Origin of the sequence: Paraburkholderia aspalathi, assembly GCF_900116445.1 — a bacterium.
In the GTDB taxonomy this organism is placed as follows: Bacteria; Pseudomonadota; Gammaproteobacteria; order Burkholderiales; family Burkholderiaceae; genus Paraburkholderia; species Paraburkholderia aspalathi.
The window spans coordinates 74114-87076 of the sequence record NZ_FPBH01000024.1; the positions used below are offsets into that span (position 1 = coordinate 74114).

The window sequence follows — 12963 nt, forward strand, 5'->3', positions numbered from 1 at the left end:
CGGCCTATTGGACAGCCGCCTGTCCGGCCCGAGCCTGATGACTGAAGTCGTCGGTGCTACGAGAGAGAGGTGATCGGTGTGTGGACCGGTCTGAATTGCTGTCAGGTAGCATCGACGGCGAACTGGAGGAGGGAAGTTCTAGTGCGGCGCTACTTGAGCACGCAGAAATATAGACACGTCGCTATACGGACATGCCTGCTTGATCCACAAAGGTATGGACACAGTTGCAAGAGGAAATACCACGAGCTGAAACAACATCAAGGAGATGGCCGTGCCCACATTCGAACATTGCTGACCACTGTAGTCTGATTCGTCGCGATCGTAGGGGTTGCTGCGGGGGCGGGGCTTTGTCCTTCAAAGGGTACCAGAGCACCGCAAGTGAATGTCGCGGTGGATGCTCGTCAGGCATCTTCTCGAATCCGAAGCCGGTTGCGAGAGCGAGTTTTGCTCAACAATCAGCAACTTTCAGGACGAATGTATGATGAACAGGTACGCTTACTTGCCCGCCGCGGATGAATGCTTGTCGCAAGTTTGGGTCTACCACGAAGGGCTCCTAGGGCCGCACGCTTTTCGCATTCAACTTGATCAGGCTACTGCGCCGGCGCTGATTTGCTGACTCTCGTGCCTAGCTTCTCAATAGCAGCCTAGCTCCTGTATAGCTGTTGCCATTGAAGTGGCGCGTCTAGAGTCTAGACATGCTCAAGCCTCGTCCGCAACCATCGCCGCTTACGGGAACCGTGAATTGCTGAGATGCAGACCGCGCAGCTCGGAACCGACAGCTGTCCTCGTGCGTGTCTAGGCTCTAGACACGCCGAGGGGGCCGCAGCCCTTCATTGATCCTCGCGTAGCCCCATGGTGTCCGCTCACCGCTACCTAATCTCGTGTCTAGAGTCTAGACACGCATGCTCTGGCCCGGACAGCAACGCAGCCGGCGGTGTGTCTAGACTCTAGACACTTTCAGAGCGGCTGGACGAAAAAAAGCCCGCGCAAGGCGGGCTTAGTTAACGTTGAAGCGTTCCTCAGTTTGCTTTCGGCTGAGCGTGGAACATCTGGCTGATAAGCTCCCGAATCTGCGTCTCCTGCGCGTCCGTGAGCACGCCGGCCTTAATTTTCACCGTGATACCGCTGATGTCCTTGGTAATGGAGCCCGCGTGTTCCTTGCCAGAGAAAAACTTGTCGATGCTCCGCTCGCTTGCTGAATTCGTCGTCGTCGTTCGACGAGTTGCCAACGCCTTAATCGCCGCTGCCACCTTCCCCTGGTCCATGTCGCCCTTCACCACGAGCGGCCAGAGTTCCATTGCTGCGTTCACACCGTCTTCGCCGTGTTTCTTGATGGCCGCAACAATCGCTTGGGCAGCAGTCCCGCCAAGCAACCGCGGCTGAATGTCGAGGTCCTTCCTGATGAAGTCCGGTAGATTTTCAAACGAGAGGAACTGGTAGAGCCCGCTGCGGGACATACCCAGTGCCTCGGCCATCCGCTTACGGTCAGGGAACTCCTTCTCCGTCTGCCTCATGGACATGGCAACTTCATAGTCGGACAAGTCGTCACGACTAACATTTTCCACGAGGGCTAGCACAGCCATGTCTTCGTCGGAGCACTCCACAACGACAGCCTTGATGGCTTCGAGTCCCACCATCTTATGTGCGCGCCACCGACGTTCGCCCGCCACAATCTGATAGTTATCGTCGGCGCGGCGGACCACGATGGGCTGCATAAGCCCGACTTCACGAATGGACTCGGCCAGCTCCGACAGCTTCGCCTCGTTGAATACTCTCCGCGGCTGCCAAGGGTTCGGTACGATGTCGGACACAGACAATTGCGACGCGGCGCCAGTGGACTCCAGCTCTTGGACACGTAGTTGCGCTACCGCAAGCGCACCCGCGAGGCCAGGCGCCGTCTGCGTTCGGTTGCTACGCTTGACCTCATCTTCCTTGATAGATGAGGTCGTCCGGATACCGGACGTCTTGGCCAGCAGCTGCTCTCGCATGTTGCTCATTGCGCGTTCCTCCATTTTTCTGCATAGATTTCGTCCACCCAACGGCAGTAATCGACAAGGGGCTGTCGTACACGCTGCAACGACTTAGCTGCACTATGGGTACTGCTTACGTCGAATACCGTTGAAAATGCCAACGCTCCTGTGCTCATCACCGAACTGGCCGGCACTTCAATCGAATGCAGCCAGCTCTCGTATGCGCTCTGTGCCCATGCACGCACGATAGGTGCGGACGACGTGCGCCCGTAATCGACCCTCGAAAGCATCAGCGAAATAAAGTCGTATTTCTTGTCCTGCTCGTACTTGATGAAACTCTTGGATACATCTGAAAACAGTCGCCAGAACGAAAGCGAGCTGATGAAGTCCAGATTTTCGGGAACCATCGGCATGACCATGGCATCCGCCGCCAGCAGTGCATTCAGGTTGAGGTACGACAACGAAGGCGACGTGTCCATGAGGATGTAGTCGTAGCGCCTGCGTAGTGGCTCGAGACCTTGCCGAAGCACCGTCCAGAACCGGAAGCCGGGCCTCATCTTCTGCATCGCCGGCAAATGGAACTCCGCACCAATCAATTCGGTGTGAGCCGGAATCACGTCAAGCCCATCCCAGTAAGTCGACTGGACCCTTGTTTCTAGGCCACCCTCGACGTCCTGGTCGTAGATATACGGCAACACGGTGTCATCCGGCGTCACATCCTTTTCCGCGTACAAGCCGCATAGTTCGGAAAGCGAGGCCTGAGGGTCAAGGTCGATGACAAGCACCTTGCGCCCGCGCAACGTCAGTCCTTGTGCGAGACACATAGTTGTGGTTGTCTTTGCCGAGCCGCCCTTCAATTGGGCCGTTATGACGATTTTCCCTTCCGGTTCACGTGTTCCCGTAACGAGTGGAGTCTGATAGATGTCGGAGACTTTCTGGACCCAAAGGCGCGCTTCCTCCAGAGTGAATGTGCGGGTCCGCCCGGTACCGGCAGCGGTGCCTGGCGGCAACTCTCCGTCGCTCTTGGTTGCGAGGTATTGGACCTGGGAATGAGAGATGTTGCACATCTCAGCAATTTCCCCTGTTTTGAAAACAGGAGCAGCTTTTCGCGGTCGGGGTGCAAGAATGGTGTTACGCAGCTCATCCGTGAAAATTGAGACCTTTTCAGCGAACTGGCTAATCTGCTCAAGAGGAACCGTTCGGTCTACGGCAGGAAGTTGGCTCGTTTTCACCATTCTGAGGTTTATCCGTAAATTTCGATGAACCTCAGAATACAGGAAACACATGAAAATAGCTCTATAAACGGCTGTTTTTTATGAAGACTTTCTGAAAAACCACGCGTCATTGCGCATTTCTGGTCGACTGGAGTGCGGCCGACAAGCATAGAAGAGACACTTCCTGCTCTTCCAGACCGCTGCCATTCGGCAGAATTGTCGCCGATAGGCACTGTAGTTCGCGCGCCGGTCGCCAGATGGTCGTTCAAGGTGAGGTCGCTTGTGCTAATTCTGAAAACAGTATCGTCGCGCACATCGACCTTTGCACAAAAATACGGCACATGGTGAGGTTCATTGTGCTGCGAACATATCGGCGCGCTTCGAGTTGTCTCACCCAGCACAATTGACCTCACCTTCCTCTCTGATTTTCACGGCCTCGCACGCGCGGAGGTTTTTATACCGGTGTCTGTGCACACGCCTGCACAATGAACCTCACTTTCAATCGGGTGCTTTACGAATCGAAAACGTGTTTCTGTTGAAACGGAGCAGGAGCTGGACCGAAACTGCTGCTCCGCACAATCAACCTCACCATCAGGGCGGCTCGCCAAGTTGCTTCCTGGTAACCGGTTGGTTTGTTTTTTTAAAAATCAAACAATCCAACAAACCAACAGAGGCACGTGACTTTGTTTAATTTCAAAGTCTTAACCTCCAAAAGGTGAGGTCCGTTGTGTCAAAGGTGAGGTCAGATGTGCACCAAGGTGAGTTTCGTTGTGTGGGCAAGGTGAGGCCGGTTCCACACGAAGGTGAGGTCAGATGTGCGGGATTCGCTGGCGCGTACCACGGTGAGGTTGGCTGTGCATAGCGGCGCAGGAGCTAATTCCAATCACACGGGATAAGGGTTTGACGGGAGATACGGGTTCATCGTGGTGAGGTTGATTGTGTGCTGCGGTGAGGTTCATTGTGCACGGCGGAAGAGCGTAGGCCGCAGACAGCCAGTGCGACCGGCTGATGGTGAGGTTGTATGTGTTGACAGCTCACCCACGAATGCTACATTCCCGAAAGCGAAAATGAAGAACGGATGAGAATATGGCGGCGGAGGACAATCCGGAAGAAGGCAAGTCGAAAGCGACACCGCGACAGATGGCGCTCGCGCTGTTCGAGGACATGTTCGACTTGGGTTTGCCCATCAGCGAGGCCAATCGTGAAATCGGATACCAGCGCAACAACTTCTTCACTCAAGTCGTCAACATGGGGTTGCCGGCGCGGCGCTTTCTTGACGCCGCGTATTTCATTGTCGCCCAGGAGCAGGAAGCACGGGACCAGTACGACGTTGAACTGAACTACTTCAAGTGGTTGATGCGCTATGACAGCCGCAATCTCAAGCACTTGCGCACTATCGCGGAAGAAGCTCAGGACGCGAAAATCCAGGTTACCGATACACCAATCGATCGGGACCCCAACGAAAACGATCTGTGGGTATCGGTCCAGTTGATGGGCATGGTCGGCTTCCACAGGGGGCGCATTCGATTCGACGTGCACCCTCGCCTAGTCCCGCAAATCCGGGACCCAAAAAAATCCCACTGGTTGAGCCTGCGTATATCGACGGCTTTTACACGCAGCCTAGCGCGCGCGATCTATGACCAGGTCCTTCCCAGTGTCCCAAATGGCAGAACGGAATGGATACCGCTGGAAGACATGCGAAACTGGCCCGGCAGAATGGGAGCGAACGCCGCCATCTTCAAATACTTCAAGCGTGACTGGCTAGAACCGGCTGTGCGTGAAATCAATGAGGTGTCGGACATCGAGCTGTCCTATGAGACCAGGACCGAGTCCAGCACGTCGAAGAAAATCGACCGCATAAGGTTCCTGCTCAAGCGCAAGGATACGGCCGACGCTGCGCTGGCCAGCTTGGCTGACGCCAGCCACCTGTACAAAATTCTCAAAGAAGAATTCAACCTGTCTACCACGCAGTTCAGCGAGATTTCCGAGAACCGCGAAGTCTGGACCGATGCGCACATCCAGCAGGCTGTCGAATACACGCGATTCAAGCTCAATCGTGGACAGATAAAAAGGAGTCCCGCCGGCTACCTGATGCGAGCCCTACGCGATAACTGGAAGATGTCTGAAGCCGAGCGGAAGATGGTCGAGGTTCAGGCGAAGCTACTTACCGAAGAGACTGAAGCGGATGTCGTAAAAACCGAGATCCAGAGTTCGGTCGCACGCAGCATCGCTTCGCGCGAAGAAGAAGTCCGTGCACGCATGAACGAGGAGTCGCGTAAGGGCCGCGAACACTTCAACGCGGCGGACGCTAAAACCCGCAAAGAACTGGTCCGCGCATGGGTTGCGTCGAGGGAGGGCAAGCTCATGCTGCGTCGTATGAAGCTCGAGGCCGCAACTGTAGCGGAGGAGGACATCGTCGCGAATACGGAACTGGTTTGGTACTTGGGGCAATTCGTATTCGGGCGCATGAATTCGTCTCGCGCATCGGCGTGAGTGTCCGCATGAGCACCTGCGCGTTTCCAAGCAGATCGCTGTCGCTACCTTTTTGAATCACCGGCGGCCCTAGGAATATCTGGAGTCAAAGGATGCGGTCAGGTTTGCGCGGATGCGCCGACGAGCGAAGGGTGGCGTTACCGGCGGCCGCGGTTCGCACGAACGGTCTCATGAACGCTCGACAGGGATAGACGATGAATAAGCAGGAACTGGTTGATACGGTCGCCGCCGCGAAGTGTGGAAGCGCGATGGCTACCGGCGAGGCGATCGACGCGGTGACCACGGCGGTGGCAGGGCGCGAAACCGTGCAACTTATCGGATTCGGTTCATTCTCGAGTGGTGAGCGCCCCCCACGCGTGGGCCGTAGCCCGGCAACCGGCAAAGCAATACAGCTTCCAGCTGCGAAGACGGCCAAGTTCACGGCCGGCAAGGTGTTCAGGGAGGCGGTGAACGCGTCATGACGAAGTCCGACATCGCGGCAGCCGTTTATGCGGGCCTACAACGCGAAATTGCTGACGTGGTGGAGTCCACGCGCGAAGCGACGGCCCGCGATATCAACGCGTTGATGACGGCAACCTATTGGGAAATTGGCCGCCGTCGCACAGGCGTTTCCCTTGCCTTGGTCGGCCTATGTGCGCCTGCTGTCGCTCAGGAATCCCGCGGCCCGCAGCTTCTACGAAGCCGAAGCGCTGCGCTGCGGCTGGTCAGTGCGGCAGCTTGACAGGGAGATCGGCAGTCAGTTCTACGAGCGCGTCGCCCTCTCGCACAACAAGGCGGCGATGCTGCGAAAGGCAGGGCAGCCCGATGCTGACGACGCTCCTACGCCTGAACAGGCCATTCGGGATCCGTTCGTGCTGGAGTTTCTGGACCTGAAGGACGAGCACTCGGAATCCGACCTCGAAGACGGCCTGATCTGTCATCTGACTGACTGTTTGCATCCGGGTTCACATGGCGGTGTAATGACAACGTCATTGCGTTTTGCTATGCTAGGACTTTCGACGGAGGCCTGCCATGACCACTGCCCACCCCGCGGCGCCAAAACGCGAAACGCTGAACATCCGGATCCGCCCCGAGGAGCGCGGCCTGATTGACCGGGCCGCCCGGACGCGCGGCAAGAACCGCACTGATTTCATTCTCGAGGCCGCGCGCGCGGCGGCCGAAGAGACCCTGCTTGACCAAGTGGTGATGACGGCCAGCCCCGAGGCCTATGCGGCGTTTCTGGCGCGGCTCGATTTGCCGCCCCGTCCCAATGAGCGGCTGCGCAAAACGATGCAGACACCGGCACCCTGGGACGCCGCATGACGGTGCGCGCGCCCGAGCCGCTCAACGCTCAGCATAACCTCGAGGCGTTCGCCTCGGGGGGCGACAGTCTCGACCAGTGGCTCAGGCGCCGCGCCCTGAAAAATCAGGCGGGTGGGGCGTCTCGCACCTTCGTTGCCTGTGACGGGCAGAGGGTGCTGGCGTACTACGCGCTCGCGTCGGGTGCCGTGGCCGTGGATGCGGCGCCGGGCCGCTTTCGCCGCAATATGCCTGACCCCATTCCCGTTGTGGTGCTGGGCCGCCTCGCGGTGGACCGGTCGCTGCAGGGCAGGGGAGTCGGCCGGGCCCTGATGCGCGATGCCGGTCAGCGCGTCCTGCAGGCGGCCGATGCCATCGGCATACGTGGTCTGATCGTGCATGCGCTGTCAACGGAAGCACAGACCTTTTACGAACGGATCGGGTTTGAGCCTTCGCCAATCGATCCGATGATGCTGATGGTCACGCTGACCGATCTGCAGGCGGCGCTCTAACGATGGCGAGCAGTTTCCAGCTGCTCACGCAGCCATCACAGCGTACCTTGACGCGTACCGATTTTGCGACCCTGCGCGGGTTCGCTCGCTGCGCACGGCCGCTTGATAACCCTAATCAGGACCGGTTGTGGAAATTTGTGAGGAGGGCACAATGACCAGTGCAGACTTGGGTCAGCAACTGGAAGGCTACGTTGCCAGGCTGGTCGAGACCGGCCGCTACCGCTCGTTGTGCATCGCCCGCCTCAGCCTTCCTCCGCTCCCATACGCCAAGGTCTCCGGATTCCTGGCATACGAGCGCACCTTTTCGTCGGAGCGGTGCCTGGGCGTGTCGTCGATCTCCTCCCAAGGGTATTAGGCGCGATCTTTCGCTGAAAGTACCCGACAGTCCGGCCTGCGCCGGCAATGCCTTGGCTGCAACTACTTTTTCTGCCATTTTGGTATAAAATAGATGCCAAATGGCAGGAGGTGAAACGAATGAACGTCATCGAGAAGGTATCAGCCGATTCATTACTGGGAGGGCGGTCGGTATTTCCGCGTTCTCCCCGATCCGGCCTTGAATGGGTGGAGGTCGTCCGCCACGGCATTTCGTCGCGGGCGCTGGACGCGATGCTCAAATCCATCGGACTTTCGCAAGCTGAACTGGCGCAGGCGCTCGATATCCCGGAGCGTACTTTGGCGCGTCGCAAGCGGGAAGGGGTGTTGAGCCGTGAGGAGTCGGCCAAGCTGCTGCGACTCGCGCGTGTCGCCGCGCGCGCTGCCGAGGTGTTTGATGATCTCGACCTGGCACTCGCCTGGCTTAAGATGCCGGTTGCTGCCCTGGAAGACGCCACGCCGCTGAGTCTTGTCGATACCGACATTGGCACCGATAGCGTGATGGATACGCTAGGACGCATCGAGCATGGCGTGTTTGCGTGATGTTCACGGCATGGCGGGTGGTGACTGAACAATATGCGGATACTGCTTTTTCTGGGGAAGGAGCGCGATTGTACGGTGGCCGGTGGAACCCCAAAGGCGTCGCGATGGTGTATACGGCGCAGACGCAATCGCTCGCGCTGCTCGAGATGTTGGTCCAGGATTCACCGCTGCGCGCCCGCTATGTGATGATTCCGGCCAGTATCCCGGAGAAAATCGTCGAACGTATCGATCCCGCCAGTTTGCCCCGCGACTGGCGGGACATTTCAGCGCGGGCCGAACTGCAGCAACTTGGATCGGCGTGGGAGCGGAAGCGAACCAGCGCCGTGCTGGCTGTTCCCAGTGCGGTCGTTCCTGCAGAATCCAATTATTTGCTCAATCCCAATCATCCGGACTTCGCGCTCGTTCTGGTTGGAGCGCGTGATGAGTGGTTGACCGACCCTCGGTTATTGCGGCGCGCTGCTGCGAAGGGATCGTGACGAGCATTTCGTGTGGCAGTGGCAAGCGGACGATGGCGTGTGATCAACCAACCCGCCGGCCATGCTTCGTGGGGTGCCGCCATTTAAGGTGCCTGTGTGTTGTCAAAACCGGTTACATCATGCGTTCAGGGACGTCGCCAGAAGGAACACCACTGGCGGAACCGGTCCTGCAGGTTCTTGAACTGGCTCGTGCCGATCCTGTCAGTGGGTGGATTATTTTTCGTTACGGTCACGGTCGACGTAACGGTTAAATGCGGCTTCGTCGTCGTAAAGTGACCTCGAAAACGTGTCGTCGGCCCAGTCGATCAGGCGCTCGATCACCGCGCGCCGGGACAGGCCGAAGTGCGCGACCAGCCGCTCCAGCGCGAAAAACTGGGTGCCAGTCATCGTCAGGTTCAGACGCCGCTCGCCAGAATCGGCGGCTTCCTGACGCGGAAGCCGTCCGAGGACTGTCGCCACGTCAGAAGGAGCTTGGGCAGACGGCTTCGCCCGTGACACAGTCTCAAGCTCGCGCCGCGCCTGTACCAGTTCCCCACGCAGCTGCTCGCACTCCCGCACCAGGGCGTCATGGGCGTCGGCAGGCGGAGGGGTATTTTTCGTTACCGTAACGGATTTTGCGCGCGCGCCATGTCGGGCTCGCCACGCTGCCTGACGCTCGGCGTTCGACATCGCATCCGGTTTCCGTGGCCGGCCACGGCCACGCTTTTCCGTGGTGCCGGTTACCTTGTCGTTTGCCGGTGAAGGCATGATCCATCCTGGTGCGGTTGACCACATCTATTTTACGTTATTCATAACGATAAATGCAGTATTTCGTTACGCGTAACGTAAATGTGCACAAGCTGCCTTGCACGGCATTAGGAGAGCGCGTCATTCCGGGGGCTGAAACTTCTATGCCGCCTCCTTTAGCGCCGCAGGTTCTTCCGGTCTCATTCCGGGAAACCAGCGAGCGGACGAAGGTTTTCCGCAGATCGTCGTTCAGGACCTGCACACGGGTTTGCAGCAGCAAATGCGCGCCGCGCTGGGTCCAACGCATCTGCTGCTTTTTCACAAAGCGCTTGCTGACCACATAGTTCACGGTCGACTCGACAAACGTCGTGGAAATCGTCTCATCATGCCGGTAGCGGTCCCCGTAGTTCGGAATGAACGCCTGGTTGGCCCCGATATAGGTGCGGAATTCCCGTGCTGCCTTCTCCAGTTTCTTCCTGTTTGGCGGGTTCTCTTCCAGCATCTCCAGATCGTCGTCCAGGTCATCAATCCGTTGCAGGGCGTGCGGAACATTGCCATGCCAGAGATTCCATTTGACGCTTTCCAGATGTTTCTCCAGATCGACCAGCCCTGTTGCAGTTTCCGAACATTTATCACCGGCCTTCAGTTCCGCCGTCATCCCTTTGATCATCTGCCTCATGACGGTCAAGCGCATGGTGATGTGGAACCAGTCGAGCAGATGCTCGGATTCCGGGCTGAGATAGTGCTGCAGATCACGCACGGTGTCGCCGCCATCCGACAGAAACACGACTTGCTGATTCATTTGAAGACCCTGCGATTTCAGTACCTCGTAAAGCCGGCGCTTGGGCTTGGTGTCGTACTTGTTGACGAATGCAAACACCTTGGCGCCGCCCTCGGTCTGGACACCCTTGCCGGCGATGACCTCGAACCAACCTTCGGTTTTCGACTTCTGGTCCGAGGCATGCACATAGCCGCCGTCCAGGCCGACCGTCAAAGGTGGCCCCGGTGGCGGTTGTTTCGCCCAATCGCCGGGACAACCTTCAATGAACTGGACCTGCTCCTCGCCCAACTCACCTTCGATCCGTTCGGCAACGCGTTGCAGGTGGCGCCGCACGGACGTGGGGCTGATCTCTTCGGCAATCGGCAGGACTTCCGTCAGCAACTCAACGCTCAGCCCATAGGACATCAGCGAAGCGAGCCTGGTCTCCAGATACAGTAGTTCCGGCGCGCAATGCGTGCCCAGCAGCTCTACCAGAGGGCTTGAACTATGGCGGCCGTGGCTTTGGCAGGGGCAGTCGTAAAGACGAGGGCTGACGAGGTTGAATTTCCCGAACAGGGTCCGATAAACGAGGGGATGGTGCCCTTTCCGGGTCCGATGCGCACCGCAGTCCGGACAGGTCTTGAATTGCTCGAGGTATTCCGCGATCTGCTCAGTGACCACGGCCTGCTGCATGCCGTGTAGCAACACTTTCGCCTCCGCGAGTGTCAGACCAAGGTCCTCCGGACGCAGCGTACCGCGCTCCAGCCGCGCGATTTCCTCGACCTTCTCCGGTTCGCCGTTTTCGGCTTCAACGACTACCTGTATTCTCACTTTCATCGCCGGCTCCTGGCAATTGCCACATCCAGGACTCATCGTGGGTCGCGTACTGCTTGAGCCGGCGGTTGACCCCGCGCCGGTCGAACTCATCCAGCGTCAGCCATTCGCGCAACGCTTCGATATCCTCGCGTCGATTCCGGACGGCCTCGATGTCGTTCGCATCCAGGTCGGCCTGGATGTCCTCGAGTAAATCTTCAACGTGCGATGGGACCGCGTCCCGTCGTGCCATGAAGGCCAAAGTGCCACCGCAGCCTTCCGGTGGCGCCCGTCGCTTCACGGATAGGTGCATTTTTCGTCCTGCGCCAGGCTCGCTTCAACGCGCACTTCGTGTTGCCAGCCGTCGCCGAAGTCGTACTCGTAGCGGAAGCGCTCGTTGATACGGAATTTAAAATCGCACAGTCGAACCTGGTCCGGATCAGTCGAGAAGCTCGTGCCGCCGTCGTGGTACACGCCATAGTCCTGGCCATGGATGTGAAACAGATTCAAATGCGCGTCGTTCCAGCCGAAGGCGATCTGCAGCGCGTAATGCAAGTCGGCGATCGTGCTGTCACTGCGTACGAGTAATCGGCGCCAGATCATCGGACTGATCTGGCGAATCCATACGTGGAGCCGGTAAACCGTGGCGCTGGTTGCGTTTGGCATAGTCACCTAAGCTTAGTAAACGACCGTCAGAATCACCTGATTTTGACGATAAAAAACGATGCTCTGCAAGGCTCGCCAGGACTGGGGCCTGGGCACGAGAATCGGAGGGGTTTTTGACCATGCGTGCAGCGGTCTATACCCGCGTGTCCACCCCGGACCAATCCACCGACCGGCAGCGACGGGAATTGCGCAATTACGCGAAAGCCCGCTGCTGGAAGATCGTGCGGGAGATGCAGGAAACCGTCAGCGGCGCGTCACAGAAGCGGTCATGCAACTGGCGCGCACCCGCGCCGTCGATGTGATCCTGGTCCAGGCCCTGGACCGTTGGGGACGCAGCGTGCAGGACCTGATCCTGACAATGGCGGAACTGGAAGCGCTTGGAGTGGCTTTCGTGGTACCTGGTCAGATCGACATGAGCACACCAGTGGGCCGGATGCAGGCGCATTTGCTCTCGGCGGTCGCGGAATTCGAAAGGGAGCTTATTCGGGAGCGTGTCCGCTCTGGCCTGGCCCATGCGCGCGCTAGGGGCAAGCGCCTCGGCCGGCCCAACGCGACACCGCGCCTGGTGAACAAGGGTTTGTCTCTGATCAGGCAGGGAGTGACCTACCTGCAGGCCGCCGAGCAATCGGGGGTGAGCATTTCCACGCTACTGCGCGCCCGCAGGAAAGGCAACGCCGCCTGACAGTCGAAAAGGTCGGTCGGCGACGCCCGCCCCAAGAATGGCGCGCTCTCCTAGCAGGTCATCACGGCCCGACATATCCTTTCCCTCACGTTCCGGCATCGATGCGCGCCTTTGCCTCCGTCGCCATCTGGCGAACCTGCGCGGCCAGCTCGGGCGGTAGCCACACCTCCACCTGTTCCCAATCTGCCGGGATTTCCCGTGCCGCCGCCAACACAGCCTTAACGAGCGCGCCAACCCGCTGCTTGGTCAACCCGCTTTCGTTCGCGGCGTCCACCTGTGAGATACCGTCAACCAGCACGCGCCGCGCGATGTCGACGCTTCCGACCGTCATTCGCTTTAGACGCGGCATAACCGCCTTGAAGTCCTTCGCCGTCATCTTGTCTGCTGCCATGATCGTTCGCATTTGGTGGAGTGTGAAAGTTTGAATTATCCGCCTGCGGTCAATACCGATCAACGGC

The 12963-nt window shown here is 58.5% G+C and carries 13 protein-coding genes and 3 pseudogenes; 10 read left to right on the forward strand and 6 right to left on the reverse strand.

All coding sequences use genetic code 11. The annotated features are described in order from the left end of the window. Positions 1-1019: 1019 nt before the first annotated feature. Both BM438_RS30365 and BM438_RS30370 read right to left on the reverse strand, forming a co-directional pair. Complete coding sequence (locus tag BM438_RS30365; protein ID WP_093642315.1) at positions 1020-1997, reverse strand: ParB/RepB/Spo0J family partition protein; 978 nt, start codon at positions 1995-1997, stop codon at positions 1020-1022. After that, positions 1994-3205: a ParA family protein gene (locus BM438_RS30370; RefSeq protein ID WP_167378489.1), complete on the reverse strand. Its 1212-nt coding sequence runs from the start codon at positions 3203-3205 to the stop codon at positions 1994-1996. Before BM438_RS30370 ends, BM438_RS30365 begins: the two co-directional genes overlap by 4 nt. Before the next feature lie 1065 nt (positions 3206-4270). On the opposite strand from BM438_RS30370, the gene BM438_RS30375 reads away from it, so the two are divergent. From BM438_RS30375 to BM438_RS30410, 8 genes and pseudogenes are all read left to right on the forward strand, one after another. Next, positions 4271-5677 carry a replication initiation protein gene (locus tag BM438_RS30375; RefSeq protein ID WP_093642318.1) on the forward strand — a complete coding sequence of 469 codons (1407 nt, stop codon included), beginning with the start codon at positions 4271-4273 and terminating at the stop codon, positions 5675-5677. A gap of 194 nt (positions 5678-5871) precedes the next feature. Beyond that, a complete protein-coding gene (locus BM438_RS30380; RefSeq protein ID WP_093642321.1) occupies positions 5872-6138 on the forward strand; it encodes an HU family DNA-binding protein in 267 nt (88 codons plus the stop codon). A gap of 126 nt (positions 6139-6264) precedes the next feature. After that, positions 6265-6612 (forward strand): annotated as a pseudogene (locus tag BM438_RS30385) (DUF1016 N-terminal domain-containing protein); the annotation flags it as partial. Positions 6613-6688: 76 nt separating this feature from the next. Next, positions 6689-6979: a type II toxin-antitoxin system TacA family antitoxin gene (locus BM438_RS30390; RefSeq protein ID WP_093642324.1), complete on the forward strand. Its 291-nt coding sequence runs from the start codon at positions 6689-6691 to the stop codon at positions 6977-6979. Further along, positions 6976-7467 carry a GNAT family N-acetyltransferase gene (locus BM438_RS30395; protein ID WP_093642327.1) on the forward strand — a complete coding sequence of 164 codons (492 nt, stop codon included), beginning with the start codon at positions 6976-6978 and terminating at the stop codon, positions 7465-7467. The genes BM438_RS30390 and BM438_RS30395 overlap by 4 nt, the downstream gene beginning before the upstream one ends. A gap of 151 nt (positions 7468-7618) precedes the next feature. Beyond that, entirely contained in the window at positions 7619-7822 is a 204-nt protein-coding gene (locus tag BM438_RS45900) for a hypothetical protein (RefSeq protein ID WP_093642330.1), read from the forward strand. Between the two features lie 119 nt (positions 7823-7941). Beyond that, entirely contained in the window at positions 7942-8382 is a 441-nt protein-coding gene (gene parS / locus BM438_RS30405) for a type II RES/Xre toxin-antitoxin system antitoxin (protein ID WP_007731380.1), read from the forward strand. After that, positions 8382-8858, forward strand: a complete 477-nt coding sequence (locus BM438_RS30410; protein WP_093642332.1) for an RES family NAD+ phosphorylase — start codon at positions 8382-8384, stop codon at positions 8856-8858. The genes parS and BM438_RS30410 overlap by 1 nt, the downstream gene beginning before the upstream one ends. 213 nt (positions 8859-9071) lie before the next feature. Here BM438_RS30410 and BM438_RS30415 read toward each other — a convergent pair whose 3' ends face one another. Both BM438_RS30415 and BM438_RS30420 read right to left on the reverse strand, forming a co-directional pair. Then, on the reverse strand, positions 9072-9527 hold the full coding sequence (locus BM438_RS30415; RefSeq protein ID WP_244179492.1) for a hypothetical protein: 456 nt from the start codon (positions 9525-9527) through the stop codon (positions 9072-9074). A 219-nt stretch (positions 9528-9746) separates the two neighbouring features. Further along, positions 9747-11181, reverse strand: a pseudogene (locus BM438_RS30420) (ISKra4 family transposase). Between the two features lie 37 nt (positions 11182-11218). On the opposite strand from BM438_RS30420, the gene BM438_RS45675 reads away from it, so the two are divergent. Beyond that, complete coding sequence (locus BM438_RS45675; protein WP_166799427.1) at positions 11219-11371, forward strand: hypothetical protein; 153 nt, start codon at positions 11219-11221, stop codon at positions 11369-11371. A gap of 83 nt (positions 11372-11454) precedes the next feature. On the opposite strand, the gene BM438_RS30425 is transcribed toward BM438_RS45675, so the two are convergent. Continuing rightward, the gene (locus BM438_RS30425) at positions 11455-11823 is read right to left on the reverse strand and encodes a plasmid pRiA4b ORF-3 family protein (RefSeq protein ID WP_093642337.1); all 369 of its coding nucleotides are present in this window, start codon (positions 11821-11823) and stop codon (positions 11455-11457) included. A 119-nt stretch (positions 11824-11942) separates the two neighbouring features. Between BM438_RS30425 and BM438_RS30435 the strand changes: the two are divergent. Beyond that, positions 11943-12505, forward strand: a pseudogene (locus BM438_RS30435) (recombinase family protein). An 85-nt stretch (positions 12506-12590) separates the two neighbouring features. Here BM438_RS30435 and BM438_RS30440 read toward each other — a convergent pair. Next, positions 12591-12881, reverse strand: coding sequence for a TrfB-related DNA-binding protein (locus tag BM438_RS30440; protein WP_167378490.1), 291 nt, complete (start codon positions 12879-12881; stop codon positions 12591-12593). Positions 12882-12963: the final 82 nt, after the last annotated feature.

Excerpts from the sequence above, each read along its gene's own strand:
- BM438_RS30365 (WP_093642315.1), bottom strand. The coding sequence starts at position 1,997 with ATGAGCAACATGCGAGAGCAGCTGCTGGCCAAGACGTCCGGTATCCGG.
- BM438_RS30370 (WP_167378489.1), bottom strand. The coding sequence starts at position 3,205 with ATGGTGAAAACGAGCCAACTTCCTGCCGTAGACCGAACGGTTCCTCTT.
- BM438_RS30375 (WP_093642318.1), top strand. The coding sequence starts at position 4,271 with ATGGCGGCGGAGGACAATCCGGAAGAAGGCAAGTCGAAAGCGACACCG.
- BM438_RS30380 (WP_093642321.1), top strand. The coding sequence starts at position 5,872 with ATGAATAAGCAGGAACTGGTTGATACGGTCGCCGCCGCGAAGTGTGGA.
- BM438_RS30390 (WP_093642324.1), top strand. The coding sequence starts at position 6,689 with ATGACCACTGCCCACCCCGCGGCGCCAAAACGCGAAACGCTGAACATC.
- BM438_RS30395 (WP_093642327.1), top strand. The coding sequence starts at position 6,976 with ATGACGGTGCGCGCGCCCGAGCCGCTCAACGCTCAGCATAACCTCGAG.
- BM438_RS45900 (WP_093642330.1), top strand. The coding sequence starts at position 7,619 with ATGACCAGTGCAGACTTGGGTCAGCAACTGGAAGGCTACGTTGCCAGG.
- parS (WP_007731380.1), top strand. The coding sequence starts at position 7,942 with ATGAACGTCATCGAGAAGGTATCAGCCGATTCATTACTGGGAGGGCGG.
- BM438_RS30410 (WP_093642332.1), top strand. The coding sequence starts at position 8,382 with ATGTTCACGGCATGGCGGGTGGTGACTGAACAATATGCGGATACTGCT.
- BM438_RS30415 (WP_244179492.1), bottom strand. The coding sequence starts at position 9,527 with ATGTCGAACGCCGAGCGTCAGGCAGCGTGGCGAGCCCGACATGGCGCG.
- BM438_RS30425 (WP_093642337.1), bottom strand. The coding sequence starts at position 11,823 with ATGCCAAACGCAACCAGCGCCACGGTTTACCGGCTCCACGTATGGATT.
- BM438_RS30440 (WP_167378490.1), bottom strand. The coding sequence starts at position 12,881 with ATGACGGCGAAGGACTTCAAGGCGGTTATGCCGCGTCTAAAGCGAATG.